21 protein-coding genes, 1 tRNA gene and 1 riboswitch are annotated in these 26,992 nt (G+C 43.4%); of the genes, 16 read left to right on the top strand and 6 right to left on the bottom strand.

The features are described from left to right. Window positions 1-270: 270 nt before the first annotated feature. A complete protein-coding gene (locus tag CH373_RS08705) occupies window positions 271-1,143 on the bottom strand; it encodes a class I SAM-dependent methyltransferase (RefSeq protein WP_100713971.1) in 873 nt (290 codons plus the stop codon). Window positions 1,144-1,232: 89 nt separating this feature from the next. Between CH373_RS08705 and CH373_RS08700 the strand changes: the two genes are divergently transcribed. From CH373_RS08700 to CH373_RS08685, 4 genes are all read left to right on the top strand, one after another. Then, window positions 1,233-2,282: a CapA family protein gene (locus CH373_RS08700; RefSeq protein WP_100713868.1), complete on the top strand. Its 1,050-nt coding sequence runs from the start codon at window positions 1,233-1,235 to the stop codon at window positions 2,280-2,282. Window positions 2,283-2,470: 188 nt separating this feature from the next. Beyond that, window positions 2,471-2,638, top strand: a riboswitch (cobalamin riboswitch). A 168-nt stretch (window positions 2,639-2,806) separates the two neighbouring features. After that, on the top strand, window positions 2,807-4,903 hold the full coding sequence (locus tag CH373_RS08695) for a TonB-dependent receptor (RefSeq protein ID WP_423789782.1): 2,097 nt from the start codon (window positions 2,807-2,809) through the stop codon (window positions 4,901-4,903). Beyond that, window positions 4,904-6,085 (top strand): NHL repeat-containing protein, encoded by a 1,182-nt coding sequence (locus CH373_RS08690; RefSeq protein ID WP_100713866.1) that lies wholly within the window; start codon window positions 4,904-4,906, stop codon window positions 6,083-6,085. It abuts the gene before it with no gap. Window positions 6,086-6,232: 147 nt separating this feature from the next. Further along, a complete protein-coding gene (locus CH373_RS08685) occupies window positions 6,233-6,886 on the top strand; it encodes an ankyrin repeat domain-containing protein (protein WP_100713865.1) in 654 nt (217 codons plus the stop codon). A gap of 764 nt (window positions 6,887-7,650) precedes the next feature. On the opposite strand, the gene CH373_RS08680 is transcribed toward CH373_RS08685, so the two are convergent. Together CH373_RS08680 and tmk are read right to left on the bottom strand one after the other, a co-directional pair. Further along, window positions 7,651-7,722 (bottom strand) — tRNA-Arg (locus CH373_RS08680). 91 nt (window positions 7,723-7,813) lie between these two features. Continuing rightward, window positions 7,814-8,404, bottom strand: coding sequence for a dTMP kinase (gene tmk, locus CH373_RS08675; protein ID WP_100713864.1), 591 nt, complete (start codon window positions 8,402-8,404; stop codon window positions 7,814-7,816). A 91-nt stretch (window positions 8,405-8,495) separates the two neighbouring features. On the opposite strand from tmk, the gene CH373_RS08670 reads away from it, so the two are divergent. The 3 genes from CH373_RS08670 to CH373_RS08660 are packed head-to-tail and all read left to right on the top strand — an operon-like array spanning window position 8,496 to window position 11,586. Beyond that, the gene (locus CH373_RS08670) at window positions 8,496-9,632 is read left to right on the top strand and encodes a trypsin-like peptidase domain-containing protein (RefSeq protein WP_100713863.1); all 1,137 of its coding nucleotides are present in this window, start codon (window positions 8,496-8,498) and stop codon (window positions 9,630-9,632) included. 12 nt (window positions 9,633-9,644) lie between these two features. Then, the gene (gene ruvB / locus CH373_RS08665; protein WP_100713862.1) at window positions 9,645-10,676 is read left to right on the top strand and encodes a Holliday junction branch migration DNA helicase RuvB; all 1,032 of its coding nucleotides are present in this window, start codon (window positions 9,645-9,647) and stop codon (window positions 10,674-10,676) included. Continuing rightward, on the top strand, window positions 10,654-11,586 hold the full coding sequence (locus CH373_RS08660; protein ID WP_100713861.1) for an energy transducer TonB family protein: 933 nt from the start codon (window positions 10,654-10,656) through the stop codon (window positions 11,584-11,586). Before ruvB ends, CH373_RS08660 begins: the two co-directional genes overlap by 23 nt. Here CH373_RS08660 and CH373_RS08655 read toward each other — a convergent pair. Then, complete coding sequence (locus CH373_RS08655) at window positions 11,583-12,032, bottom strand: LIC12806 family lipoprotein (protein WP_243393322.1); 450 nt, start codon at window positions 12,030-12,032, stop codon at window positions 11,583-11,585. The genes CH373_RS08660 and CH373_RS08655 overlap by 4 nt on opposite strands. After that, window positions 12,025-13,017 carry a hypothetical protein gene (locus CH373_RS08650; protein WP_100713860.1) on the bottom strand — a complete coding sequence of 331 codons (993 nt, stop codon included), beginning with the start codon at window positions 13,015-13,017 and terminating at the stop codon, window positions 12,025-12,027. Before CH373_RS08650 ends, CH373_RS08655 begins: the two co-directional genes overlap by 8 nt. Window positions 13,018-13,122: 105 nt before the next feature. On the opposite strand from CH373_RS08650, the gene CH373_RS08645 reads away from it, so the two are divergent. The 5 genes from CH373_RS08645 (at window position 13,123) to carB (ending at window position 20,254) form a co-directional block, all read left to right on the top strand. Further along, on the top strand, window positions 13,123-13,320 hold the full coding sequence (locus CH373_RS08645) for a hypothetical protein (protein WP_100713859.1): 198 nt from the start codon (window positions 13,123-13,125) through the stop codon (window positions 13,318-13,320). A 128-nt stretch (window positions 13,321-13,448) separates the two neighbouring features. Next, window positions 13,449-13,934 carry a hypothetical protein gene (locus tag CH373_RS08640; protein ID WP_243393321.1) on the top strand — a complete coding sequence of 162 codons (486 nt, stop codon included), beginning with the start codon at window positions 13,449-13,451 and terminating at the stop codon, window positions 13,932-13,934. Continuing rightward, the gene (locus tag CH373_RS08635) at window positions 13,931-14,515 is read left to right on the top strand and encodes an RsmD family RNA methyltransferase (RefSeq protein ID WP_100713857.1); all 585 of its coding nucleotides are present in this window, start codon (window positions 13,931-13,933) and stop codon (window positions 14,513-14,515) included. The genes CH373_RS08640 and CH373_RS08635 overlap by 4 nt, the downstream gene beginning before the upstream one ends. Then, window positions 14,496-16,901, top strand: a complete 2,406-nt coding sequence (locus CH373_RS08630) for a sulfatase-like hydrolase/transferase (protein WP_100713856.1) — start codon at window positions 14,496-14,498, stop codon at window positions 16,899-16,901. Before CH373_RS08635 ends, CH373_RS08630 begins: the two co-directional genes overlap by 20 nt. Window positions 16,902-16,942: 41 nt before the next feature. Beyond that, a complete protein-coding gene (gene carB / locus CH373_RS08625; RefSeq protein WP_100713855.1) occupies window positions 16,943-20,254 on the top strand; it encodes a carbamoyl-phosphate synthase large subunit in 3,312 nt (1,103 codons plus the stop codon). A 33-nt stretch (window positions 20,255-20,287) separates the two neighbouring features. Here carB and CH373_RS08620 read toward each other — a convergent pair whose 3' ends face one another. Continuing rightward, on the bottom strand, window positions 20,288-20,737 hold the full coding sequence (locus CH373_RS08620; protein WP_100713854.1) for a DUF1499 domain-containing protein: 450 nt from the start codon (window positions 20,735-20,737) through the stop codon (window positions 20,288-20,290). A gap of 197 nt (window positions 20,738-20,934) precedes the next feature. On the opposite strand from CH373_RS08620, the gene CH373_RS08615 reads away from it, so the two are divergent. The 4 genes from CH373_RS08615 (at window position 20,935) to CH373_RS08600 (ending at window position 26,925) form a co-directional block, all read left to right on the top strand. After that, window positions 20,935-22,416 carry a flagellar hook-length control protein FliK gene (locus tag CH373_RS08615; RefSeq protein WP_100713969.1) on the top strand — a complete coding sequence of 494 codons (1,482 nt, stop codon included), beginning with the start codon at window positions 20,935-20,937 and terminating at the stop codon, window positions 22,414-22,416. Window positions 22,417-22,426: 10 nt separating this feature from the next. Then, window positions 22,427-23,179, top strand: a complete 753-nt coding sequence (locus tag CH373_RS08610; RefSeq protein WP_100713853.1) for a flagellar hook capping FlgD N-terminal domain-containing protein — start codon at window positions 22,427-22,429, stop codon at window positions 23,177-23,179. Between the two features lie 33 nt (window positions 23,180-23,212). Continuing rightward, window positions 23,213-24,607: a flagellar hook protein FlgE gene (flgE, locus tag CH373_RS08605; protein WP_100713852.1), complete on the top strand. Its 1,395-nt coding sequence runs from the start codon at window positions 23,213-23,215 to the stop codon at window positions 24,605-24,607. A gap of 332 nt (window positions 24,608-24,939) precedes the next feature. Then, entirely contained in the window at window positions 24,940-26,925 is a 1,986-nt protein-coding gene (locus tag CH373_RS08600) for an HD-GYP domain-containing protein (protein WP_100713968.1), read from the top strand. Window positions 26,926-26,992 lie beyond the last annotated feature (67 nt).

Below are 26,992 nucleotides of genomic sequence, written 5' to 3'. Positions count from 1 at the left end.
AGGATAGAGGAGTGTCAGAATGGTGGTGCCGAACATCCACCATTCCTACACATTATGCGAAAAGTGTGTCAAATAATAGTTGCTAGAGTAACATTCTGCAAGGTGAGGAAGTTGTTCCTGATGAGACAGAAAACGGATGTGTAATGTGGACATTTCGTCTAACGTTCGTGAGCCGGAGCAGCGATCGCACGTTAGTAGAATTCGCGAAAAGCTTTTGAAAAAATAGATACTTTAGGTTAGTGCCTGTGCGGTTACGAAGTGTATTCAATCCTAATTCTGAGCGAGGCCGAACGATAAAGCCATCATATCGCCCTGGTCAAAAGTCTTTACCAAACCATCGCAGATCTTTTTTGCAGATTTGAATACTATTCCTCCTGACTTTCGGGAAGTCAGACCGGAACCATAGGTAATATGCGATAGTTTATGAAAACCTAATGAATTGCATAGTTCGATGATTCCTGGCAAACTGTAATAATAAAGGTGCTCCGGAACATTCAGATATCTCCATTGCTTTCCTAAGACTTTTGCTAGGAATCCATGTCTACAAGTCGATAAAATCATCCTACCACCCGGTTTCAAATGCTGGCGGATTTTCTGTAACGTTTCTTTGGGTTGATGAAGGTGCTCGATACTTGCCCAAAGGGTTACTAGATCGAATTTTTCGGATCCTTTCGTATCCCATTTTAGGAAATCCTTGCGTTCCACGTCGAGTTTGAGTTCTGATTTTGCAAACTGGACCGGGCCTTTGGCGATATCCAAGCCCTTTGTTTTCCAGTTTCTGTCCCTTAAAAAATCGAGAAAGTAACCTGCAGCACAGCCTACATCCAGTGCGGACTTTGTTTTCGGTAGAGATTGTTCCCAGGCAAAGAAATCCAGGTCTTGCAAATTTAAGGCAAAAACTCTCGCAATTTCCTTTTTTGTTTCGGCAGAATAGTAGTCGTTATAGCCTCTGTCGGTTCGCTTTGTAAAGTACGAGTCCTCGTAATACTTGGAAACTTCTTCAAAACTAGGCTGCGGATTTACCTGGACCAAAGAGCATTCTTTGCAACTGACAATTCTATATTCTTCCTCCTTAGAACTTAATTTTGAAAATAAAGGCCGGAATTCCTCGGACCCACAAGTATTACAGGCTATGGTTTGCATTACTTTATAGATCGGTACATTTCCCAAGCTATTGATCGAAAAATGAAAACGACTTTTCGAATCTAAAGGGGGTAAAATACATTCCAACTATGAAGCGTATCCTATTTTTCTCGGGACTATTTGCCCTAGTTTTTGCCAGTGTTCTAAGCTTTCAGGCTCTCCTTTCTACTCCTCAGGAAATCTTAAAGGTTAAGGCAGTGGGTGATCTCGTGATGGGAACGAATTATCCGGAAAACAAGCTTCCTTCCAACCCGAAGGGAACGTTATTTTCGGGGGTCCAGTCTAGCCTAAAAGGCGCAGATCTTCTTTTTGCAAATTTTGAAAGCACTCTTACGAACTATCCGACTTCGAGCAAGAATATCAATCGACCTTTAATCTTTGCATTCCGCACTCCTCCGTCTTATGCACAAATATTAAAGGACATGGGTTTCGATATACTTTCGATTGCGAATAACCACAGTCTGGATTTTCATCACCAAGGCTTCGATGATACCATGAAAAATATTTCAGAAGCTGGCATGAGATATACAGGCAAAAAAGGAACTGTGACCTACATGACTGCAAAGGATATCACGATTGCATGGATCGGATTCAGTCATTTAAAACATCATAATAATGTGAACGAAATTCCCGAGGGTGTGGCGCTTGTCAAAGAGGCGAAACGCAAAGCCCAGCTTGTATTTATTTCCTTTCACGGTGGAGCTGAAGGAGGTCCTGCACTCCATGTGAAAAACGAAATGGAAAGATTTTACGGAGAATATAGGGGAAATCTGGTCGCGCTTTCGCACGCGTTAGTGGACGCAGGGGCTGACTTAATTATCGGGCATGGTCCTCATATTCCGAGAGCAATGGAAATTTATAAGGGAAGATTGATTGCATATTCTCTCGGGAATTTTATGGGTTATCGAGTGTTTTCTACCAAGGGGTACGCTGGCTACTCTCTGATCTTGGAAGTTGATATAGATACCCAAGGGAACTTTGTAAAAGGCAGGATTCATCCGCTTCTGCTTACTGATGCCGGAGTACCTTATCCGGATCCGGAAGGAAAAACGATACAGTTGGTCCGAAGCTTATCCAAGACAGATTTCCCAAATCGTTCTCCTCGAATCGAAACGGATGGAGCAATCTTTCCGCAATAGGAAAGAATTTCTTCGAATCTTGTAGGACCTCCTACAAGAATGCCCTGGATAAAAATGAGTTGCGGAAAACGCATTTCCATGGCACGCGTGGCGAAGGGCCAGCGGGGTACCCACCACCAGCCCCCCACCCACGAGGGTGGGGCCCTCAAAAAATTCCAGATTGCTCCAAACGGATCCCCTGAAAAACCTGTTCAAAGAAAGTAATAGGTCCAAGGGAATTCGGTGAAAGACCGAAGCTGAACCCGCAGCTGTAAACACCGTACGTAAAAAGGATAAAAAACCCACTGTCCGTTTGGATGGGAAGGGAATCCGACTCAGGTGTGAGCCAGAAGACCTACCTATTATTTATGTTAGCTGTGCTTTCGGGAATTAAAGCGAGGCGGGAGACAAAACATAACCGCTTCGCGGAAGTTGCGGCGTTTCCTTCCTTCCTTTTTCTCCTTCGAACGGAGAGAATTTTTTTGATTACTAAACTCAAGCGAACTGGTCAGGACTGCAAATTAGGAGTTCCTTCCAAAGGTTCGCTGCTCACAATACTATGGTTTGTCTTCTTTCCTGTATATGTTTACGGACAAGAACCGACTACCAAGGAAGCCGAAAAGGTAGAAGTAGTCGGAAAGGTATCTAAGGGTACTGAGTCGGATCTTCTGCGAAAGAATCCCACCGGATTCCAATCTTCGATCGATTTGGACCAGTATAACTCTCGTTATACGAGTCTTCCAGATGTTTTAGAAAGAGAGGCCGGAATTCGCGTTAGACGCTACGGTGGCCTGGGTTCGTATTCCACACTTTCTCTACGTGGAACGAACCCGAATCAGTCCAGAATTTATATCGATGGAGTTCCTTTTAACAATACGCAGGGTGGGGAAGTAAACCTAGCAGACCTTCCTTTTGATAATCTAAAGAGCATAGAGATTTTCAGGAGTGGCTCTCCGATCGGACTATCCGGTTCTGCAATCGGGGGGAGTGTGAACTTGGTAACTCGGAAATCCGGAGGACCTCCTCGAACTAGAGTAAACCTCGGAGGAGGAAGTTATAATACGGGGAAGGGATCAATCACTCATACCGGAACCTACGGAGGCATCGGAGCCAGTTTGTTTTTCCTGGGAGAAAAATCGGACCAGAACTTTCCGTATCTAAATACTCACGGTACTTTGATCGTAAACCCGTTGGACGATACTATAGATCGTAGGAGAAATGCTCAGTACGAAAGAAGTTCCGGAATGGTAGGACTGGATGGGGATATCGGAAGGACAAAGATCCGTTTTTGGAACGACTTGAACTATAGATTTCACGGAATTCCAGGACCTGCGACGAATCAAACCGAAAAGGTGAGGAGAAAACTACTTAGAAATACTTCTTCCATTTCTACCGACACCAAAGGTCTTTTCGACGGGTTTCTTAGAATCGAATCTAGAGTATTCAGAACTTTTGCAGTAGATCAGCTTTTCGACCCCGAATCCGAATTTTCTAGGGGAACTCCTAATGCGAGAGCGGATATCGGACAGGCCGGCGCTCACTTTATGCCAACAATCTACTTATTAGAATATTATCAAATTCTAAGATTTCATCTTGGATACGAGTTAGAAACATTCGAAAGAACCAGAAGCACTCCGACGAACCAAGATCTAAAATATGAACCTGGAAAATCAAGAAGATACACGAGCCTTCAGATAGAAGACGAAATACGTTTGTTAGGCGAAAAGGTAGTGCTGACTCCTGGAATCACATGGGACGTATATAACGATCGATTTCAGACCGACGAGCCATGGTACAGAAAGCAAGATCCTTTTGCGTCTGCTGATAAGAAGACTTCTTTCACAAATCCAAGAGTAGGATTCCTTTGGAAATTGATAGAAACTGAAAGTGGCAATTTAGATTTCAAGGCAAATGCGGCGGTTCAAAATAGAATCCCTAGTTTCTTGGAGCTGTTCGGTGAGATTGGTACAATTATACCGAATAACAATCTAAAACCGGAAAAGAGCAATAACGCAGACGCAGGCTTTCTCGCTAAATACAGAAATAACTCCTTCCGAAGCCAAACTTCTATCTCTTATTTTTCCAGACGCATTGTTGATATGATTCTGTTTATTCCGAATTCTCAGTTTACCCTAAGACCGGACAACGTAGATTCCGCTAGAATTCAAGGAGCCGAGCTATCTCACAAGACGGAGTATAAAGGATGGAAATTTTTACTCGAATATACCTATCAAAATGCGATCAATACTTCTTCGGCTCCCTATTTGCACGGCAAAATTCTTCCTCTTCGACCCAGACATGAAATTTCTTCGACCTTTGCTTATAAATCTTCGCGTTGGGAAACAGGCGTAGAAGTGGTCTATGTGGGAGCGGTCTTTAAAGATAGAACAAACGAGTACGTGAATTATCAGCCAGCGCGTCAGATTTGGAATCTGTATTTTACTTGGATTCTTTATTCTGATTCGGATTCTGAAAATAGTACTTTTACAGAAATTGGCAAAAACGATCTAAAAGATAGAGCACCAAAGGAGCTGATTCTTAGTTTGGATCTTCGTAATGTCGGAGATAAGAGGGTGGAAGATATTGTAGGATATCCTCTGCCAGGTAGAAATTGGTTCATTACGTTGAGCGGTAGATTTTAGATGAGAAGACTTTCTATTTTGCATCCGCACATATCCTTTCTTTTCGCTATCTTTCTTATATCTTCTTGCGGAGATATAGAAAGGCCACCGATTTCGAGCCTGTTTTTGACGCCGAACCTTCCTACGAATATCGGAGTGGTCGCCACAGATTTTGGAAGTGCAGGAAGGTTTAAAGTTATCAATCCGGATTTACAGATGAGTTATCCTGGGCTCACCCCGATACACGGAGACTCTGTGGCGAGGTTTAAGAATGAGAAGGTCTTTATCATCAATCGCCTAAATCGAGATAGCATTCAGATTTTGGATCCCAATTTTGCATTTCAGACAATCGCAGAATGGTCGGTGGGAGCAAAATCAAATCCGGTAGATTTGGAATTGATAGGAACAAATCGCGCCTACGTCTCGTTATTCGGATCGAGGTATCTGATTCTACTAGATTTGCAAAACGGAGCGATCCTAAAATACATCGATCTCGAACCTTATGCGGAACCTACATCCACATCCGGGACTCCGGATCATTTGCCCGAAATGTCAGGAATGATTCAGGTGGGAGACAGTCTTTTTGTTTGCATCCAGAGACTAGATCGAAACGACGCGAGTGGGTATTTTCCGCCGAGCGGCCTTTCTTTATTAATGGAAATTGATACAAGAACGGACTCCATCGTAGCGACCTATTCTTTTCCGTTTCCGAATCCTGTAGGAAAACCTATACTCGTGCAACTTTTCGGAGAGCCTCATTTAGTAATGCCCGCTCCGAATCGCATCGGCTTTATCAGTGCGATCGACGGAGGAGTCGTTGCATTTCGCTTAGCAACGAGAACCTTCTTGAGCAAAATTCTTTTTGACGAGTCTGTTGCCGGGGGCGATATACTCGCTGTTCAGATCGCGAATGACCATCTCGGATACGCGAGTGTATTAGATGCAGGTTTTAATAAAACATTACAAGTATTCGATCCTACGACAGGAGCGCGTCTCGACACTTTACTGATGATTCCTTCCTCAGTTGATGCGAGCCTTTCTAGCATTTTATTGGCGGACGATGGAATTCTGTATGTTTCCAATACTCAATTTCAAATGCCGGGAGTATCCATGTTCGATACGAAGAATGGAAATCGATTGATGACTCCGGTTCCGATCTCGGTGGATTTGCAACCTTTCGACTTGATACAACTTCGAGAATAGCCCTAAATTCGACGAAACTAAATTTTCGTTTCTTTTTTCTTCATTTAAGAAAATCGAATACGAAACATCTTTCATTTTTCTAAACTGAATTGACAAAGATGGGAGAGTAGGAGAGTATCCTTCGAAGTTTTGAAGGTCACAATTTACATGTCGGATTTGTTTCAACTAATTGCAACCGGCCAAAAGGCTCAGGTCATTTATAATTTGCGCGAAAAACCGACCTTGGCAAGGCAAACGAATCCCGAAGGAATTACACCTCTACTATTTGCACTTTATTACGGTAAGGAAGACATCGTACAAGCTTACCTTTCCTTAGAAATCCCCTTAAACATTTTCGAGGCGGCTGCGCTCGGAGATCTAGAAAGTGTTAAAAAATGTCTATCTGCGAACTCGTCCGACTTAGAAAGCTATAGCCCTGACGGTTGGACACCTTTGCACTTGGCTTCTCACTTTGGAAGAACAGAACTAGTGCGATATCTTTTGGAAAAAGGAGCCAATATACAAGCAAAGTCTCGCAGTAAATTTTCCTACGGAAATAGTCCTCTACACGCCGCGGTCGCTTCCGGGAAGGAAGAAACAGTAAAACTTCTTCTCGAAAAAGGCGCAGACCCGAATTTTTCTCAAGAAGAAGGCGGATACACGCCTCTTCACATCGCAGCTTCTAGAACTGGCGGAGGCAAATTAGTACAAATGCTTTTGGAGAAAGGCGCGGATCCTTTGATCAAGACAGAAGACGGCCAGACCGCGAAGGACATTGCGTTAGCAAAAGGAAATCTGAAAGAAGCAGAAGCGCTAGAATAGTTCCTTCAAGATCTCTTTTCGAGTCCTTCCTCTTTAAGTCGGATTCGGAAATCGCAACCCTCGCCCTGCACTGATACATCCTGTATCAAGTGCCGGGACATGGACCGTCCTGGTCCATTCTCGGGCCTTGCGAATTTCCTCCTCCGATTTTTTTGCAGAAGATTGCTTTTACACTAAGGGGTTCTTTCAAGGAATCCATATGGCGCACAATGGCGTTCCGCTAAAGGCAAAAAGTTATTCACGAGTAGTATATCGAGACGCGCAGAGGGATAGATAGGGAACGAGAACTAAGCATTCCCGAAGAGCGGAACCAGGATGGTGGAGCGTTCCGGAGCTCAGCACAGGATGTGCTGGCGAAGGACGAGGGATGCTGTTCGAGTTTCCGACTCGTTCTCAAGCAAAATTGCACCTACCAGGACTCGCCGTTACGCAGTCGTCCGTCGTGGCCGACTTTGCTCCACGGCGTCTCGATCTTGGCTCGACACATCGTGTGTCTCGCACGCGCTCATAAACGCTCCCTATGGGTCGCTATGATCGCTTCCAAGATCTCGCTTCGAGTCCTGTATGTTCGTTAAAGGGGAATTTGCACCTACCAGGACTCGCCGTTACGCAGTCGTCCGTCGTGGCCGACTTTGCTCCACGGCGTCTCGATCTTGGCTCGACACATCGTGTGTCTCGCACGCGCTCATAAACGCTCCCTATGGGTCGCTATGATCGCTTCCAAGATCTCGCTTCGAGTCCTGTATGTTCGTTAAAGGGGAATTTGCACCTACCAGGACTCGAACCTGGACCACAGGCTCCGGAAACCTGTACTCTATCCGTTGAGCTATAGGTGCGTCTAGTAGGGAAAGTTTTTAAGGAGGAGGGGCAGCGTCAACCGTAAATAGCGAGAGTCCTCGGGCGGTCGCAAGGGCGAGCCGCTTCGTTTTACAAGATTTCCTGTACGACTTGTTCCGCGAGAGATTCTGGTGTTTGATTTGCGTCTAGTCGAATGGTTTGAAATGGCAGGATCTCCTCATAGGCAGTCCTGATTTTATCAAGGTGTTCTATACTCTCAAATCTCTCCTTGCTTAGTTGTCTGGATTCTAACCTTTGTAATGCCTGACTAGGTTCCAAATCTAAGTAGAATACAATCTCCGGCTCCGGAAATCCTCTGGAGAGATTCTTTTTTAGAATTTCTTTGGCCGAAAAATCAGAACCAGATTGGTATGCACAAGTGGAGTAGATATATCGATCCAAGAGCACCTTGCTACCGTTTGAAATTGCAGGTAGTATATTTTTTTGGAGCGAAGCCTCACGATCCTTTAAGAAAGCCTCTATCTGGCTCTGCGGATCTAACTCAACTTCCCCTCTCAAAAATTTTCGCAAATAGAGCCCGGTTTCATATTGAGTAGGCTCGGAAAAGCAAACCGCGGGAACACCTTTCTGGATCAGTCGGTCCAATACAAGACGACAAAGGGTGCTTTTCCCGCTGCCGTCTAAACCTTCAAAAACAAAAAATGCCGGTAATCGTGTCACTAAAACTCCTGGAAACCCACTTGACAGAGTCGCTTTCCAGCGGATTTTGAAATGTACCCGACCGGAATCTCATTTCTGAGGAAAGGAATCCATGAAAAAAAACTTTAGATTCAAAAATTTCCTGGTGATCAGCATTTCAGTGCTGGTAGGAACCTTCTTGTCACCAGTTATTTTTTGTGGCTCGCAAGAAAACGGCTCACTGTTTCTAAATGCTAAGTCGGAAAAAGAATTATCACCTGCCGCCAAGTCAGCCGTAACAATCCAACAAGCCTTTGAAGAAGTGTACCAGAATGTTTCCCCTAGTGTTGTTTCTATCGCAACCGAAGGAACAGTAAACGTTCCGGTCTACAGCGATCCGTTTCAAGAATTCTTTTACGGACCTCAAGGAAAGATGCGGACCCAAAAAAGAAAGGTAAATGGACTCGGTTCAGGTTTCATTCTGAATAAAGAAGGATACATACTTACCAACGAGCATGTGGTTAGACAGTTTGATAAATTCACAGTTGTTACAAAGTCCGGAAAGAAGATCCAAGCAAAACTAATCGGTGCCGATCAAACTGTGGATGTGGCACTTTTGAAAATAGAAGCGAGTTCCGAGCTAGTTCCGATCGAAATCGGAGATTCTTCTCAAGTAAAAGTCGGAGACTGGGCAATCGCAATCGGAGCTCCTTTTGGATTAGAGCAATCCATGACTGTAGGAATTGTTTCTGCAGTAGGAAGGGGTGGAATCGACAACTCTGGAGTTCATTATATCCAAACTGACGCAGCGATCAACCAAGGGAACTCAGGCGGTCCGTTGCTCGATATCGGTGGAAGGGTGATCGGAATCAATCGAATGATCGTATCTCCTTCCGGAGGATCCATCGGACTAGGTTTTGCAATTCCGATCAGCGAAGCAAAGTCTGTTGTGGAAGAACTGAAAACAGGTGGAAAAGTACGCAGGGCTAAGTTAGGCGTAGGCCTTGACGATATCAGCGACGAACTTGCAAAAGAATTAAAACTTCCTTCCACAGAAGGCGCATTTGTAAGACAAGTGATCGCAGGATCTGCGGCAGAAGAAGCAGGTCTCGAGCCGGAAGATGTAATTTTGGAAATAGAAGGCCAGAAAATTCGGAATGCAGCAGAAGTTGTCGCAAAGATCCGCGGTATGAAGCCGAGCCAAAGAATTACTGTGTCTGTCTATCGAAAAGGCCAGACTCTCAAAGTCTCAGTTAAATTAAAAGAATAGAGCGTTTTCTCTTTGGCCTCTCACACATTGAATCCGGAAGAAAAATTTGAAGAAGAAGCGACTCTGCGACCTTCTTTGCTTTCGGAATTTGTCGGTCAAAGAGAGATACTTTCTAATTTAGGCGTATTCATCGAAGCCGCAAAAAAAAGGGGAGAAGCAATGGATCATGTGCTTCTCTCCGGGCCTCCCGGCTTGGGCAAAACCACTCTCGCGGGCATTATCTCCCAAGAATTAGGCTCTAGAATCATCGTTACTTCTGCGCCCGTACTTTCCAGGGGCGCGGATCTCGCAAAACTACTTACAGAATTGAACGAAAGAGACATTCTGTTTATCGATGAAATTCACTCTTTGAATCGGAAACTCGAAGAAATATTGTATCCCGCGATGGAAAACTACATGATAGATCTACTTGTTGGAGAAGGGATCACCGCGCAGACGATTCAAATCAAACTAAAGCCATTTACTTTAGTAGGAGCTACTACTAGGAGCGGTCTGATTTCTGATCCTTTGAAAAGTAGATTCGGAATCCATTTTCGCTTGGATTATTATAACGACGAAGAGATGAGACAAATCGTATTGAGATCTTCTAAAATTCTAGGATACGAGATCGACTCCGATGCAGCCTTCGAGATAGGAAAGAGATCCAGAAAAACTCCTCGTATCGCAAATCATTTGTTAAAAAGAGTCAGGGATTTTTCCCAAGTTCAGGGGGAAAAATCGATCGGAACATCCGCCTGCGATAAAGCTTTCCAGAGACTAGGAATCGACGAGCATGGATTGGATAAGATGGATCGCCAGATTCTAGAATGTATGATAGACAGATACAACGGTGGACCCGTTGGACTCAAACCGATCGCCGCAGTGATCGGAGAAGAAGAAAGAACTCTGGAAGACCATTATGAATCGTATATGGTCAGAATCGGTCTAATCAATAGGACCCCATCAGGAAGAATAGCCACTGAAAAGGCGTATAAAATATTAGAAAAGCCTTATTCGTTAGCTGGAAAAAAATTGGATAGTGATGCATCTCCCGGGCTTTTTTAAAATCGAATCCGGCTCAGTCGGAACCTTACAAGAGGATGATCATCGACTCCTCTTTGCTGCCTTTTTGGTCTTTGCATTCATGTCCTTTTTGGTCGCCCATTTGTTCACCAGAAATTTATTGTGGAGAATTTTGGGAGAAGACCCGTTGAGTCAGCTCAAGGAGAAGGCAGAGCGCGAAAAAATCTATGAGGTATTGCTGGAACAAGATTTCGTAGATCCGAATGTAAAGGACGAATATAAGGCGCTTTCCAATGTGGACGCGGCTGGATCCGGAGGACTCACTAAGAAAGAAGGGTTTCATACAGATACGCCGTATAGGGAATTCATCTGGGGAAATTTGTTCAGGAAACCTTCCGAAGCTGTCACTAAAACTTCCGAAACAAAGTCGCAGGACGAAAAAGTATACGAAGTTGCGATTCTGAAAAATGATCCTGTACAGACTACAAATCAGGACCAGCAAGAGTCCTCTCAGTCCGCTCCAACCGGAAGGCTGACCAAGATTCCGTTCAATTATAGATTCGAGCAAGATTTTCTGTTTCGATGGGATGCAGGACAATCTCTTTCCATTCCGAGGAAGAAGCTCGCAGGTTACGAATATTTCAAGAGAATGCTAAAGCAGATCGAGAATACTTTCGCGCCACCCGGAGGCGGAAATTACGGATACAGGGACGGGGCAGGGACAGTAATCCGAGAAAATATCGTCCCCGGAGAAGTCCGCGTACAATTTCTGTTAAACGACGCTGGGCAAGTGATTGATACCAAGTTGGTTTCTTCCCAAGGACAAAAAATGGTCGATCGAGCTTGTCTGGACACTTTAGAAGGGCAAAATTTTGGAAGAGTCCCTGAAGAGGTAAAAGCCCAGGGAATGATTTTTGGAATTCGGTTTATTTTTCCGGGGTTTCGTCGTTAGTTAGATTCCGGATTGCTTGTATGCGGATCCTGTTCCCCAGGAGCAAGTCCGAGTGTTTCCTTGATTTTCCACCAAAGTCTCGCCCATTGTTTCTTTCTGACCTGTTTGTCTTTTAGTCGAAGGAGTAATTTCTGAGATCCGTCTGTTCCGATCAAGATCGCCCGGTTTTCGTTTCTCATTTCCACTTCGATCGTTTTTTCTCCGATCGAAAAAGAGTAATTTAATATGCTCGAAGACTTTAGCGCAAACTGTTTTCCTTCGTACAATACGGTTCCATTACGAAAATCGAATTGAACGCAAACATTGGTCTTAGAAACAGGATCACAAAAAGTACCTGCTTCTGGCGGAACAGGCTGCATGCCGCAATTCAAAAAGGAGAAGAGAAGAATCCAAAAAGTGCCGCTCGGAATTCTAACTGCGTATTGCAATAAATAGGAACTATTCATCGATCGGCAGCTTTGTTTTCAGATTTGAGTGTTTGGCCAAAATCTCTTTCGCTAGGGAGAGCACTTCTTCTTTTCTGTCACCAGATTTAGGATACAATTCTTCCAGTATTGCCATCCCCTTGAGGGGAATGTTCTGTAAAAAGAAAATGCGAGCTTCTAAAATCCTAGAACTTGCTGTGAGAAAATCCTCGTTCACGTTCATTACTTTTCTCAGATAAGAAAGCGAAGAAACAAATTGACTAGCCCTAAATTCGGATAGCGCCACTAGAAAGTCAGATTCACGAGGATTAATGAGAAGAGGACCTGAAATTTCAGAATTGCTTAATGTCTTTTTTAGAAAATCAGTATTTCCGGAAAGAGAGCTTCCGAGCAAGCAGGTCCAAGCATAACCGATTTTCAGTTCTGGGCTGAGTTTACCGGAATCAACCGAAACGAGTAATTTACTCAGTGCGGATCTGCTCAATTTTTGCCGAAGAGCTTCTCCGAAAATGATCAGATAACGATTGTCAGTCGATTCTAAGTATTCCGGATCGATCGCTTGTGCCCTCAATGCGTTTCGATAAGAATCCTCTACGAGTGGAACGTAGGAAGCATCTTCGGAAAGAAACTTATCAAAACCGGAATAGGCGATCTGGGACAAGGTGTTCGTATCGAATCTGAAACCCATCAATAGAAATTCATAATAACTTGCTAAAGCGAGATAGTGATAAGAAATTCCATCCACTTTGTTTGTATTCGCAAAATCTTTCGCGACCGAACGAAACTCTTTTACGTCGTCTTCTCTGAGCTCTCCTTTTAGAATTCCGTCCTGCAAAATCTTTCTTTGCTTTTCTAAGAGGATTCTCCTATCGCCTGCGAATAAATTTTTGATTTCTTGCCGGAAAAAAAATCCAGTTCCGGCGAGAGCTAAAGTAAGCAAAAAAAATACCAAAGGTTTGTAGTTGGTTTTTTTCTTATAACTTCTGTGACTCGATTGATAGAGCATTCTTCCGACAGGATTCTTAAAGTGCCAACTGGTTTCACGTATTTTTTGGGGTAGTCCGAATTACTATGGCTTGACACCCAGACCCACCTTGGATTCCGTAGGAATATGCCCTACGATTACGAGTTTGATGAGGATTACGATATAGACACAGAGGAAGGCGACGACTTCGCTGACGAAGAAGTTGTCACTTATGTTTGTGAAGATTGCGACCACCGCTGGGAAAGCGATTCGGAAGACGGATTCGATTCTCCAGAAGGAGCAATTTGCCCTATGTGTGGTTCCTCTAATGTCATTGAACTTTGAGTGGTGTGAACATTTGTCTCAATCGCATCTCCTGCCTAATATTGCGCGATTCGCGTAAACCAACGCTTTATTATTCAATCCGGCTACTCATTCTCTTAATTTACACTTTTTTCCTGCCAGTTTCTCACATGGAGGCAGTCGACTTCGACGAGGTCTACGAGTATTACAAAAAAGGGAACTATTCTCGTTTGGTAAAAATTTCCAGACCGGAATTAAGAAAAGGGGAAGTCGACTATAAAATCCTTTTGCTCTATGTTGCTTCCGAACACAGTTTAGAAGAAATCGATAAGACTCTAACCAGCATAGATTCGAATCAAAAAAACCACCCAAGTATTTTTTACAATGCAGTTTATTTATTTTTGGAAAGAGCTCTGGTTTTAGAAGCGAGCGAACCTGGTTTGAGATGGGGAAAGATTTTTGTAGAGAACGGCAAAAGTTCCGTAAAATATGCCGAAGGGCTTTATACCTACGCTTGCATTTTATACTCCTCGCGGAAATATGAGGAAGTTGGGACTTTATTAGAAAAGATGAATTCTATCAGCAAAAGCGAAAAGTTGGAAAAACGGATCAAAATACTGTCTTTGCAGCTAGATAAAATCAAAGGCGAAAAATGAAGCCCGGAAAAAAAGGAAAAGGACTCAGAATCCAAACCGGAGATCTAAAAGGGAAATCCATTCCATCACCGGTAACCCAGCAGGGAAAAAGCAATTTTACTCCCGCGATCTTAAAAAAATCATTATTTTCTATATTAGATTCTTTGGAATTACAAGGAAGATTACCGATTGGAGAATCCGCCTTTTTGGATCTTTTTGCAGGATCAGGACAGATGGGAATCGAAGCTTTGAGCAAGGGATTTGCTCGTGGCGTTTTCCTGGACCTGGCATGGGACAGATTCGAGAGCTTAAAGAATGTTTTAGAAAAATTGGACAAACCTCATTTGGTTTTGAGAAAGGATGCGTTTCTGTTTCATTCCAATTTTGAAATCCCTGAGGCGTTCAAAGTATACTTTCTGGACCCTCCCTACAGTTTCTGGGAAAAGAAAGAAGAGAAAATCAAGGCGATGGTAGAAGATATCATTGCTACCGAAACCGGTGTTAGCGTAATCTTTATCCAATCTCCTCATCCATTGAATTGGGAAGGGTTCGAGCCCAGACCGTTCGGACGGAATGTGCTCAATGTTCGGATTTTCGTTTAGCTTTTTAAGACAACAGATCTCGACTATTCAAGACGGACTCTCAAAAGTTAAAGAGTTTGTGAAGGATAAGGGACTCTTTAGAATATTACATTTTTTTACTATTCTGAAAATTGGATTTAAAAATGGAAATCCCTGGATTCATTCTTTCGTATTCGTTTTGATTCTGTCCGTCCTTTGTTTGGTCGGAAATACCTCCTTGCATATTATGGGAGTGGATGTTAGCGAATTTATTTCCTCTTTTTATTCCATGATTCCTTTGCTGGTCAAGGACTGGATCTATGTGGTTTTTGTTTCCTATTCCTTTTTCGCTGTGTCTTGTGTTTTATTGCTTGGGCCTGATTGGGAAGAATCGATGAGTGGCAAAAAGATTCCGAAATGGTACCTGTATTCTAATCTGGTATTTCTTCTTTTTCTAATTTTTTGTACTTCTGCGATTCGATATCCACAGCTTTACGGAGAATTTTTCTTTTACAGACACAAATGGGCGTCACCTTTTCTTTACTTCCTTACGGATTGGATTCCTCCCCAATTCCCACTCTTCCTGCTTTCTTTTGTACTGTTCATTCAGTCTGTTCGGAGAGTTTTGCAGTTCTATTTTCAAAAAGAACGGGAGCGCATCTTATATTTTGCGGTCTTTCTTTTGTTTTTTTCGGGGTTCCATTATTTAGGTTCGGCAACTGGCGTTTTGCTTGCCGGAATCGCTTACTCAATTTTGACCGTTCGACCAAAGAGAGAATTAAAGATCTTTGCACTTCTGGGTTTGTCCGTTTTGATCGGTCTTGTTTCTTTTCAAAAATATCCTTTGGCATATGGAATTCATGCAAATCAGAGAATCCAAGAGAACAAAGAGGATTCTTCTAAGAATAGCAAGGAAGGAATATTAGAGTATCCTAATATTCTAATTATATCCGCAGATAGTGTTCGTCAGGATCAGCTGGGTTTTGTCTCCGGAAGGGAATCCTTCACTCCGAATATCGATCTTCTCGCGCTCGATTCTTGGGCATTTCAAGATCACCACACTACAATTCCAAGGACCTTCCCGGCCTGGGCAGATTTACTTTCCGGAAGATTTTCTTTTGACCACGGGATTCTGGACATGTTTCCAGATCGAAAGGACAGATCTGCCCTCGGGAGCAGGATTGCTACTTTGCCTTTTTTATTACAGGAAAAGGGTTACAGTACTTCTGTCGTTTCTTCTTTTGCGGGCGATATTTTCCCCAGGGCCGATTGGGGATTTTCCGAAGTTTATGCTCCTACTTTCAACGCAGAGACTTTGACCCAACAAAGGATGCTGGAATCTCAAGTGTACTTGCTCCCGATTTTGTCGGGAGCTTTTTTTGGAGGTGGGGAATATCTGCCTTCGGTTCGTTCCCTTCCTACGCTGGGGGATGATACTCGGATTCTAGAAGATCTATTTCGGATTTTCAAAAGACAAAGGCAGCCGTTCTTCTCCGTGTATTTTTCTTCGGTCACTCATTTTCCGTACAGTCCACCTTATCCATTTTATAAAGAAGAGGGAGATTCTCAGTACTACGGCCCTTCTAAATATTTCAGATTTGTGGATCCGAGCAATTCTATTCCACCGAACTTCGAGGAAAAGCAGCAGATTCGAGCCATTTATCGAGCCAGCTTACGTGCGTTTGACGATGCAGTAGGCAGAATCGTGAAAAGGCTAAAATCGGAGGGATTGTACGACGAAACTCTGATTATTTTGACTTCGGATCATGGTGAATCTCTTTTTGAAGACGTTCACAGCCATGGACACGGAGAGCATTTGAGAGGCGAGGGAGTAACAAAAGTACCTTGGATTCTAAAATTTCCCAAATCTTATACAATGAATGCCAGAAAAACTGGGGAATTTTTGGGAACTACGAGCTCCGTGGATCTGGTCCCGACGATTCTGGATGTACTGCATTTTTCCGAATCCGAAAAGCCTCCTGAACTTAGAGGTCTCAGTGTTCTGCCTTATTTAAATCGAGGACAGTGGAACTCCTCTAGAAGAGTATATTCTGAAACTGGAATTTGGTTTTCGGATCGAGGAACCCATTTTTTTCAGCAGAATCGTATCAAATACCCGAATATACTCGAGCTCCAAAACATAGATTCGGGAGACCAGAATAGCGTTACGATTTCGGAACCCTATGCAAAGGAAACCATCGCATTTTCCAAACATAGGATGATACAGGATCACAAGAGGAAACTGATCTATGTGCCTACTCCAAACGGGGTCGAATTCGAGTGCTTTGATCGGATCAAAGACCCTTGGAATCGGAATCCTCTGCCAAGTTCTAACTGTGCGGACTTAAAACTGGATTTACAAAGGACCCTTCTCTCCACCGGAAAATGGAAAAAGGGTGGGGACTATTTCTTACCAATTCAGAATTGATGCTTGAAGTACAAGAAGCTACGAAAAACCTGTAAAATCGTATGCCCAGAAGGGAAGAAATCCGATCCGTACTCATTTTGGGTTCTGGACCGATCGTAATCGGCCAAGCATGTGAATTCGATTACTCCGGAACTCAAGCAGCAAAAGCGTTAAAAGAAAAAGGAATTCGAGTCACTCTATTGAATTCCAACCCGGCCACGATCATGACAGATCCTGAATTGGCCGATGCCACATATATTGAACCCTTAACCGTTCAAGTGGTTCAGAAGATTCTAGAAAAAGAAAAACCTGATGCAATTCTTCCGACTGTAGGAGGTCAAACAGGTCTGAACCTGGCGATGGCCTGTTACAATGCAGGTTTGCTAGAAAAATACAATGTAGAGCTCATCGGTGCAAAAGTAGACGCCATTAAGAAAGCAGAGGACAGGGAACTGTTCAAGAAAGCGATGATAAAGATCGGGATCAATGTACCCGAGTCTGGGCTCGCACACAATATCAAAGAAGCATACGAAGTAAAGGAACGAATAGGGTTACCTCTCATCGTTCGTCCTGCGTTCACTCTCGGTGGGAGCGGAGGCGGAATTGCTTTCACCGAAGAAACTTTCGAAGAAGTGGTCGGAAGAGGATTAAAAGCTTCTCCAATCAGCCAAGTTCTCCTGGAGCAATCAGTTCTAGGTTGGAAGGAATTCGAGTTAGAGGTGATGAGAGATCTCGCGGACAATGTCGTGATCATATGCTCTATCGAAAACATAGATCCGATGGGAGTTCATACAGGAGATTCTATCACCGTCGCTCCTCAACAAACTCTTTCCGATAAGGAATACCAAAATCTTCGGGATATGTCTATCAAGATCATACGAGAGATCGGAGTAGAGACCGGAGGTTCCAATATCCAGTTTGCAGTAAATCCTGCAAACGGTGACGTAATCGTAATAGAAATGAACCCTAGGGTTTCCAGGTCTTCTGCGTTAGCTTCTAAGGCTACCGGATTTCCTATCGCGAAAATCGCTGCGCTGCTCTCTATCGGATACACTCTAGACGAAATCAAGAATGATATCACTCGGGTGACACCTGCATCTTTTGAACCTTCGATCGATTATGTAGTAACTAAGATTCCTAGATTCGCCTTCGAGAAATTTCCAGGGACTGACGACACTTTGGGTGTCCAGATGAAGGCTGTCGGCGAAGCGATGGCGATCGGAAGAACATTCAAGGAAAGTTTCCAAAAAGCATTGCGTTCCTTGGAAATCGATAGATTCGGTTTCGGAAGCGACGGAAATTTTGCGGAGCTGATGGAATTCCAGCGTTTAACATCTGCTCAGCGGCACGAGAGAATAGATTCTCTCTTAAAGCGTCCTAATGATAAGCGAATTTTTTATGTGAAGAAAGCTTTTGACGAAGGCTATTCTACCGAGAAAATCCACGACCTTTGCAAAATCGATCCTTGGTTTTTGTATCAGTTTGAAGATTTGATCAACGCAGAAAAGGAATTCGAGAAGAAGGGAGATTCCGTTTTAGCTAAAATGAAAGCTTACGGATTTTCCAATCGTCAGCTCGCTTATATTCGCAAAAAAGCAGAGATCCAGTCTCTACTATCCTCTGGCAATACCTCGGATCAGATCAAAGCAGAAATCAATCAATTACTAAAAGGTGAAGAAGCAAAGATCGAAAAGACTCTTTTGGAATTATCGGTTCGACCTGTTTACAAAAGAATCGATACTTGTGCCGGAGAATTCGAAGCTTACACTCCTTACTTTTATTCCTCCTACGATTCGGAAGATGAGACCGACGTAACGAATAAAAAATCAGTGATGATTTTGGGAGGTGGTCCAAATCGGATCGGACAGGGAATCGAATTCGATTATTGTTGCTGTCACGCTTCCTTTGCTCTACAGGAACTCGGAGTGGAATCCATCATGGTGAATTCGAATCCGGAGACAGTTTCTACGGATTACGACACTTCGGATCGTCTTTACTTCGAACCTCTGACTCTAGAAGATGTAATCCAAATCTACCGAAAAGAAAAACCGGAAGGTGTTATCATTCAGTTTGGCGGTCAAACCCCTCTTAGGTTAGCAAAGGATTTGGAAAAAAGTGGAGTTCCAATTCTAGGAACTAGCCCTGACTCTGTGGACAGAGCAGAAGATAGAAAGCGATTTGCAGAAGTATTAAATAAACTGAATTTGATTTCTCCGCGGAACGGAATTGCTACCTCGGCTCCGGAAGCCAGAAAGATCGCTCAAGAGATTACATATCCGGTTCTGGTTCGTCCTAGTTATGTGTTAGGCGGAAGGGCGATGCTGATAATCAGCGAAGAAAAGGAACTAGATCGATACATGGATAAGGCGGAGGAGATCTCCCAAGACAGACCTCTGTTGATCGATAGTTTCCTAGAAGACGCGGTAGAAGTAGACGTAGATGCCCTTTGCGATGGAAAGGATGTTTTCATCGCAGGAATTATGGAGCATATCGAAGAGGCGGGGATCCATTCTGGGGATTCGGCCTGCGTACTTCCTCCTCAATCGCTTTCCGCAAAAGTATTAGAGGAGATCGGCGTCGCGACAAAGGCTCTCGCAATAGAACTCCAGGTCAAAGGCTTGATCAACATTCAATACGCGGTCAAGAACGATATAGTATATGTGATCGAAGTAAATCCTAGGGCTTCTCGCACGGTGCCGTTCGTTTCTAAGGCGTTAGGACATCCTATCGTCAAATATGCGACTAGAATCATGTTAGGCGAACCTTTGAGCAAACTACCTTTGCCTAAAGAAATGGACTTTAAGACAGTAAACGTCAAAGAAGCAGTGTTGCCGTTTAACAAATTCCCGGGTGTGGATACGATCCTCGGACCAGAAATGAGATCTACGGGAGAGGTGATGGGGATCGCGGATTCTCCGGGAGAAGCTTTCCTAAAATCTCAGTACATGGCGGGAGAAGAACTTCCTTCCCAAGGAACTGTTTTTGTCTCAGTAAATGATAAAGACAAGAGAGAGTTATTGAAATACATCCGGGAACTTTCCGGTCTAGGTTTCAATTTGATCGCGACCGAAGGTACTCATAAGTTTCTATCCGAGAACGGAATTTTGTCCTCGAAGATCAACAAGGTATATGACAACGTTTTCCCAACGGCTCTAGACTATATTAAGGAAAACAAGATCCACCTGATCCTGAACACACCTTTGAGCAGAGTAACCAGGGATGATAGTTTTGCGATTCGTCAGGCAGCGATTCGGTATAAGATTCCTTGTCTAACAACTGCAAGCGCGACCAAGGCTCTGATCAAAGGAATGCTGGAAATGAGAGACAAAGGTTTTACGATCCGGTCTCTCCAGGAAATTCACGGTAAGAACTAAGCACTTTCGGCGTGTTCTCGTAAGTTCCGAAATTTAGTTGGAGAATAACCCTCGGATTTTTTCAATCCGGTTGCGATTTACTCCAAAGTCAGATCTTCCTAAACGCGAAGCAGAGCGTACTTGTATATTCTTTGTTCCGGCGGGAAAATAGAATTCCACATCGTCCACAAATCGAAACGTAAAAGAAGTAAATTCCGCGTAGATATAATCTTCTTTGTTCGTAACTATATTCGTCCTCGGAAGAGATTGAATGACTCCCACTAACTTAGTACGCGCGTCCTGAGCGGATCCTGGATATGTTAGAGCTTGTATAAAGTGTTCAGTGTCGTTAGGTGATAGGTGACTCGCGACGCAGTTCGGGGTTGAGGGACAGTCCGCGAGACGACCTTCTCGAATTCCGATATTCGTCGGTCTGGTGCCTGTGCAGTTTGAGAAAACTACAGCGTAAAGAAAAGTGAATAGAATGGCTGCATAAGATTTCATAAGCTCCCCATCTCATTTTAGTGCACCGGTTCGAAAAGAGAAAAATAAAACTTCTGAGAAACTTTAGCGATTTTCTCGAGATCCGTAAAAGTAGGAGCGTCCGTTTGTGGACATAATCAAAAAAGGGAAGAAGATAATTCTATAAAACTATCAAGGAATTCGCCCAGGTTTCGATCCTAATATTGCAAGGGGCGAGTATGCAAATTCAAACGGATAAGACTCCCAGGGATGAGGTAAAGTTTTCCACTTCGGAAAAACCGCAACAAGCTGCAGAGAAGTCTGTAGTCTCAGGTCCTACTTTTATGGACTTGATGAAATCCATCCAACTTCGCTCCCAACAGGTTTTGGAAGAAAACAAAAATTCCTCCGAACCGAAACATACAGTGCAAAAGGACGAACCCGAGGAACAGGATCTCTTTGAAGCAGAGGAAGAGGAAAAGAAGAAAAACGTAAAGTCTTCTGAAGCAAAAGAAATCTCTAAGATACTTTCCCTATTTCCGGATGAGGATACCGAATTTGAAGAATCTCCTTTGGACGAGTTAGAGGACGATCTTACAGAAAATGAAGCTCCTTTGTTCCTACAGATGACTGCGTTTTTGCAGTCGATCGAGATGAAAAAGGAAAAGCCCGCGAATAAAGAAGAAGAAGTTCAAGCAACTCATTCCAAAAAAAATAATACGAATTTAAAACAAGTCTCCAAAGAAGAAGAAACTCAAAAGTCACAGGAAATTTCAGCCCAGCCTGAGTTAGAAAAAAAGGCTTCGAAGGAGCCTATTCCTTTCAAACAGAGCAAGCAGAACACTGAAAAAGAAATCTCCGAAGAAACTAGTAAGAAACTAGAAGATCTAGTTCGCTGGACAAAGCCCGGAAACGAAGAAAAGGCTGCTTTGAAAGAAGTTCCCAAAGAGCACAATCTAATAGAAAGCGAAAACTGGAAGATTACTAGAGAAAAGAAACAGGAATCTTTTACACAGATCCAGAAATCGAACGCAAATAAAATCTCCGCTGCCGAAGAATCTTCGAGTAAAGGAGACAACTCTTCCTCCGGAAAAGGCCAAACCTTTCAACAAGATTCCTTTTCTAGACAAGGGACAGAGACCACGTTCTCTTTATTGAAAAATGGAATTCACACTGTCGAAAAAGAGGCCTCGATTCAATCTGCTCGTTCTGAATCCTCTAAGCCGAGCTCTACAAATACTGTCGATCGAAATGCGATGCGCGAGAACATGCAGCGTCTTGTTCAAAGCGCCAGGCTGCATATCGTAGAAAACGGAAAGTCAGAAGCTACGCTCAGATTGAATCCTCAAGAGCTGGGTAGGGTCTCTTTACGAATCAGCGTGGAAGAGGATAGAGTCCAAGGAAGAATTGTTGTTGAGTCCGAAGAAGTGAAGAAACTCTTTTCGAAAGACTTGGAGCAACTTAGAAAAGAATTCAAAGACCAAGGTCTTATACTTGAATCTTTATTAGTGGAAGTAGACGAGGTCGGACAATTCGCTTTTGGATTTGATGATAGAGGATCCAACGGGGCAGAAGATAGAAATCCGATCCAATCGGACCTCTTCGAGAATTCTAAAGAGCCGAATTCCGCGTCCGAAATTGCCGAAGCACAAGAAGGATCTACAGAAATTCCGGAAAACGCCGAAAAGAATAAAGATAGGCGTATTAATATTCTAGTCTAAGGGAAGAACGATGCCGGAAGTAAGCTCAGCAAGTCAAGAAGCAGCAAGAAGCAACTATCTCGAAGGAGACAGAAGCTTTAATATCAGGAATCACTTTGATAAACTTGAAAAAGAGGAAAAAGGTGGATTACAAGGAATTGAAATCCGCTCCACTGCTAAAGCATTAGGAAAAGATGATTTTCTAAAGTTATTGATTACTCAGCTTTCTTCTCAAGATCCCACGAATCCGGTCAAGGACCAGGATTTTATCGCGCAAATGGCTCAGTTTTCCTCCCTCGAACAAATGAATAATATCTCCCAGGGAATCGGAAAAATGACCAATCGTCAGTCCTTTTCTCTCGTAGGAAAAATAGTATCAGGGCCGGACTTCGTCACCGGAGAGAATGTTGTTGGAATGGCCGGAGCACTCTTCTTTGACGGGCAGGGAAAATCCTTTGTAAGAGTAAATGGACGCACTGTAGAAATAGATCAGATTTCATTGATCACCGACCCGAGCATTCTGAACCAAGCCGAGCCTGGTCCAAATCGTAATGCAAATCCTTTGCAGAACTCTGGTGCTCCTGCAGAACCTGTTCTCGGTACCAAAGCAGCGAATCCAGAACCGGCAGCTCCTACGCAGACAGAAGCCAAACCTGCATCAAATTCTGAAAACTCAGCGAAAGATCCGAAAGCAATTCCTGCCGAAGAAAATAAGGATTCCTTAATGAACAATCAGGAGTCTTGGAATTTTCCGGGAAAGCCAAACAATAAAAGTTATGAATAAGTTTACATATATAAACATTGAGGTACAAACACTATGATGAGGTCTCTTTATTCTGGAGTCTCCGGTCTTAAAAACCACCAGATTCGGATGGACGTGATTGGAAATAATATTTCCAACGTGAACACCCACGGATTCAAAACGGAGCGAGTCACGTTTCAGGATATGATATCCCAGGAACTTCGTGGAGCCTCTGAACCCAAGGATAATATCGGGGGGGTGAACCCGCAACAAGTCGGTCTTGGAGCTTTGATCGCTGCGATCGATAAGATCATGACCCAAGGAGCCCTTCAAACTACAGGAAAGAACACCGACGTAGCGATTTCTGGAGAAGGATTCTTTATAGTCAAAGACGGAGATAAGCAGTTTTATACTCGAGCAGGTGCCTTTAACCTGGATAAAAACGGATACTACGTAAATCCAGCTAACGGACTCAAGGTGCAAGGTTGGAATGCAAAGTTAGATGACAAAGGTAACAAGTACATCAATTCTTCTGCTTCCATCGAAGATATTATTATTCCAGTATATTCTAAAGAACCTGCACATGCGACTACTAAGATCGATTTCAGATCCAACTTGAATTCTTCCGTACCGGCAGTACCTCCCGATGCGACTGCAGAAGAAATCACTGCGATGATCAATGATCCGGATCCTAAGCAAAGAAGAGGTCATGTCACTACGATCAAAGTCTTTGACGACCAGGGTGAACAAAGAGAATTCAAAATGGAATTCTACAAAGTGAGAGAAAATACTTGGAAAGCTCGTATCGCAATGACTGATGCTAGCCAAGTTTCCGTAGACGTGGCTGCTACAGGAGGTCAAAATACACAGCTTCCCGGAAATACCGAACTAGAGTTCGGGTTTACTCCAGACGGAAAGATCGTGTACGTCTCTGATGGTACTGATGTGATGAATACCGGAAAGCTAAGTGCGAAGGTTTCTTTCAAACTTCCGGGAAACCCTGCGGTGCAAAGTTTTGACCTTTCCCTGGGCGAAGCTGGAATGGTGGACGGAATTACCCAGTTCTCCTCTGATTTTACAACCAAGGCGGTAAAGCAAGACGGTTATACGATGGGATACCTCGAGTCCTTCTCGATCGATAATTCGGGAACGGTTACCGGAGTATATTCCAATGGCGTAAAACAGCCGTTAGCTAGAATTGCAACAGCGGTGTTCAACAACCCTGCCGGTTTGGATAAAGTAGGGGACACCATGTTCGCTTTTTCGAATAACTCTGGAGAAGCGCTCATAGGCGAAGCAGGAATTGCAGGAAGAGGAAAAATCAACGCCGGCCTGCTTGAAATGTCCAATGTGGATTTATCCGACCAATTTACGGATATGATCGTAACTCAACGCGGGTTCCAAGCGAACTCCAGAACAATCACAACGACGGATCAGATGCTTCAGGAAGTCTTGGGCCTCAAACGTTAAGAACTTTCCGGTTTTTGAATAACCTTAGATAGGTGATCTAGGCCCGCTTTCGCGGGTCTAGAAAACTTTCCCACACAAGTGAAACTTTGAAAGCACTACTAGCAGTTTTTCATCTTGGGAAAACGTCAAATTCCTAGAGAGTTTAGTTTTCTCAGGAGATCTGTAGATTTTTTCACCTCACCCAAAAGGATTAGTTTTGTACTGGCTCGGACTTTTCGGGCTATAGTATACAAACCAAACCCTTCTCGCCAGACTGAAGTCTTGCGTCTGACTTTGATGGAAAATTCTCCTTTCCCTTGGTAAGCACGACAGTTAGGATTGCCGCAGATCGAATGGAGTCCAAATTCAAGCAGTTCATCGTTTCAGATTCCCAGTCTATAGAGCGTAGGCTGGCCTTGCTAAGAAACAAGACCGCTCCCACAATGCTCTTGTTAGATGATTTCTTTCAAAATTCAGAAATCGCTAACACGCCGCAGTTCGTAAATATCATCTTCTATATATCCGCTCCTCTTTTGGAAAAAGAGCATAAAAAGATCCGAGAACAACTCAGGTTAAATCCTTTGATTTTGGGTCGGTTCGTTTTGAATGCAGATCTCGAATATGAAGGTTATAAGAAAACAGAAATAGAAGAGGATTTGATCTTCGGCGTACTACCCGATTCGGCATCGGATATTCATTTGTGCAAAACATTTGCAAACGCCTTTATGAATCTTCAGATGATCACGGATCAGTTTGACCTGCTTCATAAAATCAATACTACAAAATACGAAATCTCGAAACTTACAAAGATCGGTATTAGTCTAGCAAACGAAAAGGATTTCGATAAGCTTTTAAGAGATATTTTGTTTAGTGCAAGAGAGATTTGTAACGCCGATTCCGGATCTCTATATCTGGTCGAAAAGGATGAGGCACATTTTATCAGAAGTCTTAGGTTTAAGATTTCGGCACTGAGTATCGACACTGAGGAATTCCTACTTCCGATCAATAAGAGCAGTATTGCAGGATATGTTGCGGCCACAGGTCGAGTGCTCAATATTCCGGATGTTTACAATTTACCAGAAGGCTCTGAATACACCTTCAATCGGAATTTCGATATACTTTCAAATTATCACACCAAATCCATGTTAGTTGTTCCAATGAAGGATCATCGCGACGAAGTTTTGGGTGTCATTCAACTAATCAATCGCAAGAGAAACTTCAACCAAAGGCTCTCCGTCGAACAGATGAAAGGCGATGACGTGCAGCAGTTCGACGATTATTCCTCTCAACTTGTATTGGGAGTCGCCGGACAGGCCGCCGTCGCGATCCAGAATAACTATCTTCTCCGAGAAATCGAAACACTATTCGAAGGGTTCGTGACAGCTTCGGTGAACGCGATCGAGGCGAGGGATCCGACCACAAGTGGACATTCCTTCCGTGTGGCTTCATTGACTGTAGGACTTGCAGAAACAGTGGACGGATTGAGAGACGGAAAGTATGGGAATATTAAGTTTTCAAAGGAACAGATCAAGGAGATTCGATATGCTTCGCTGCTCCACGATTTTGGAAAGGTCGGAGTCAGGGAGAAAGTCTTAGTTAAGGCAAAAAAACTCCACGACCTAGAAGTAGACGTGATCGATTGGAGATTCAAATTCCTCAAAAAGGACTTGGAGTCGAAATTGAGCTCCAAAAAAATCGAGTATTTAAAAAAGCACGGAACACTTGGATTCGATGAATTCGAAAAGTCGATCCAATTCGAAATCGACGAAGAACTGAAAAAAATCCAGGCGATGTTCCAGGTGATCCGTCAGTCCAACGAACCGACAGTATTAGAGGAAACTAATTCTCAGTTTTTAGAAGATATCGCAAAAATGCGATATACTACGACCGACGGACAACTACTGGATTTAATTACTCCTTATGAGTTCGGGTTCTTAACCATCAAAAAGGGATCTTTGGATTTTGAGGAAAGAAAGGAAATTGAATCTCATGTGGAGCACACTTTCCAATTTTTGAGTAAAATCCCATGGACAAACGACTTAAAATTAGTTCCTACGATTGCGCACGCACACCACGAAAAACTCAACGGCACTGGTTACCCTAGAGGACTTTCCGGGGAAGATATCCCGGTGCAGTCTAAAATCATGACGATTGCGGATATATTCGATGCACTTACCGACAAAGATCGTCCTTATAAAAAGGCAGTTCCTCTGGACAGAGCCCTAGATATTTTAGAAATGGAAGCCAGAGAGCATCATATCGACTCTGAGTTACTCAAAATCTTTATCGAAGCAAAGATTTGGGAAAGATTACCGCACTTCAGCGGACTACTAAAGTAAGACGCTCATCCTTAAATAGTTTTGAATTTTACTTCGAAAGATTTTGTGATCTTTCGGGTTAGATAAA

The sequence above is a fragment of the Leptospira perolatii genome (assembly GCF_002811875.1).
Classification (GTDB): domain Bacteria; phylum Spirochaetota; class Leptospiria; order Leptospirales; family Leptospiraceae; genus Leptospira_B; species Leptospira_B perolatii.
This window is presented reverse-complemented; position numbering and strand designations above follow the sequence as displayed.

Excerpts from the sequence above, each read along its gene's own strand:
- CH373_RS08610 (WP_100713853.1), top strand. The coding sequence starts at position 22,427 with ATGCCGGAAGTAAGCTCAGCAAGTCAAGAAGCAGCAAGAAGCAACTAT.
- CH373_RS08700 (WP_100713868.1), top strand. The coding sequence starts at position 1,233 with ATGAAGCGTATCCTATTTTTCTCGGGACTATTTGCCCTAGTTTTTGCC.
- CH373_RS08655 (WP_243393322.1), bottom strand. The coding sequence starts at position 12,032 with ATGAATAGTTCCTATTTATTGCAATACGCAGTTAGAATTCCGAGCGGC.
- CH373_RS08650 (WP_100713860.1), bottom strand. The coding sequence starts at position 13,017 with ATGCTCTATCAATCGAGTCACAGAAGTTATAAGAAAAAAACCAACTAC.
- CH373_RS08630 (WP_100713856.1), top strand. The coding sequence starts at position 14,496 with ATGTTCGGATTTTCGTTTAGCTTTTTAAGACAACAGATCTCGACTATT.
- CH373_RS08615 (WP_100713969.1), top strand. The coding sequence starts at position 20,935 with ATGCAAATTCAAACGGATAAGACTCCCAGGGATGAGGTAAAGTTTTCC.
- CH373_RS08690 (WP_100713866.1), top strand. The coding sequence starts at position 4,904 with ATGAGAAGACTTTCTATTTTGCATCCGCACATATCCTTTCTTTTCGCT.
- CH373_RS08660 (WP_100713861.1), top strand. The coding sequence starts at position 10,654 with ATGCATCTCCCGGGCTTTTTTAAAATCGAATCCGGCTCAGTCGGAACC.
- CH373_RS08670 (WP_100713863.1), top strand. The coding sequence starts at position 8,496 with ATGAAAAAAAACTTTAGATTCAAAAATTTCCTGGTGATCAGCATTTCA.
- CH373_RS08620 (WP_100713854.1), bottom strand. The coding sequence starts at position 20,737 with ATGAAATCTTATGCAGCCATTCTATTCACTTTTCTTTACGCTGTAGTT.
- CH373_RS08600 (WP_100713968.1), top strand. The coding sequence starts at position 24,940 with ATGGAGTCCAAATTCAAGCAGTTCATCGTTTCAGATTCCCAGTCTATA.
- CH373_RS08635 (WP_100713857.1), top strand. The coding sequence starts at position 13,931 with ATGAAGCCCGGAAAAAAAGGAAAAGGACTCAGAATCCAAACCGGAGAT.
- CH373_RS08685 (WP_100713865.1), top strand. The coding sequence starts at position 6,233 with ATGTCGGATTTGTTTCAACTAATTGCAACCGGCCAAAAGGCTCAGGTC.
- flgE (WP_100713852.1), top strand. The coding sequence starts at position 23,213 with ATGATGAGGTCTCTTTATTCTGGAGTCTCCGGTCTTAAAAACCACCAG.
- CH373_RS08640 (WP_243393321.1), top strand. The coding sequence starts at position 13,449 with ATGGAGGCAGTCGACTTCGACGAGGTCTACGAGTATTACAAAAAAGGG.
- carB (WP_100713855.1), top strand. The coding sequence starts at position 16,943 with ATGCCCAGAAGGGAAGAAATCCGATCCGTACTCATTTTGGGTTCTGGA.
- CH373_RS08645 (WP_100713859.1), top strand. The coding sequence starts at position 13,123 with ATGCCCTACGATTACGAGTTTGATGAGGATTACGATATAGACACAGAG.
- CH373_RS08705 (WP_100713971.1), bottom strand. The coding sequence starts at position 1,143 with ATGCAAACCATAGCCTGTAATACTTGTGGGTCCGAGGAATTCCGGCCT.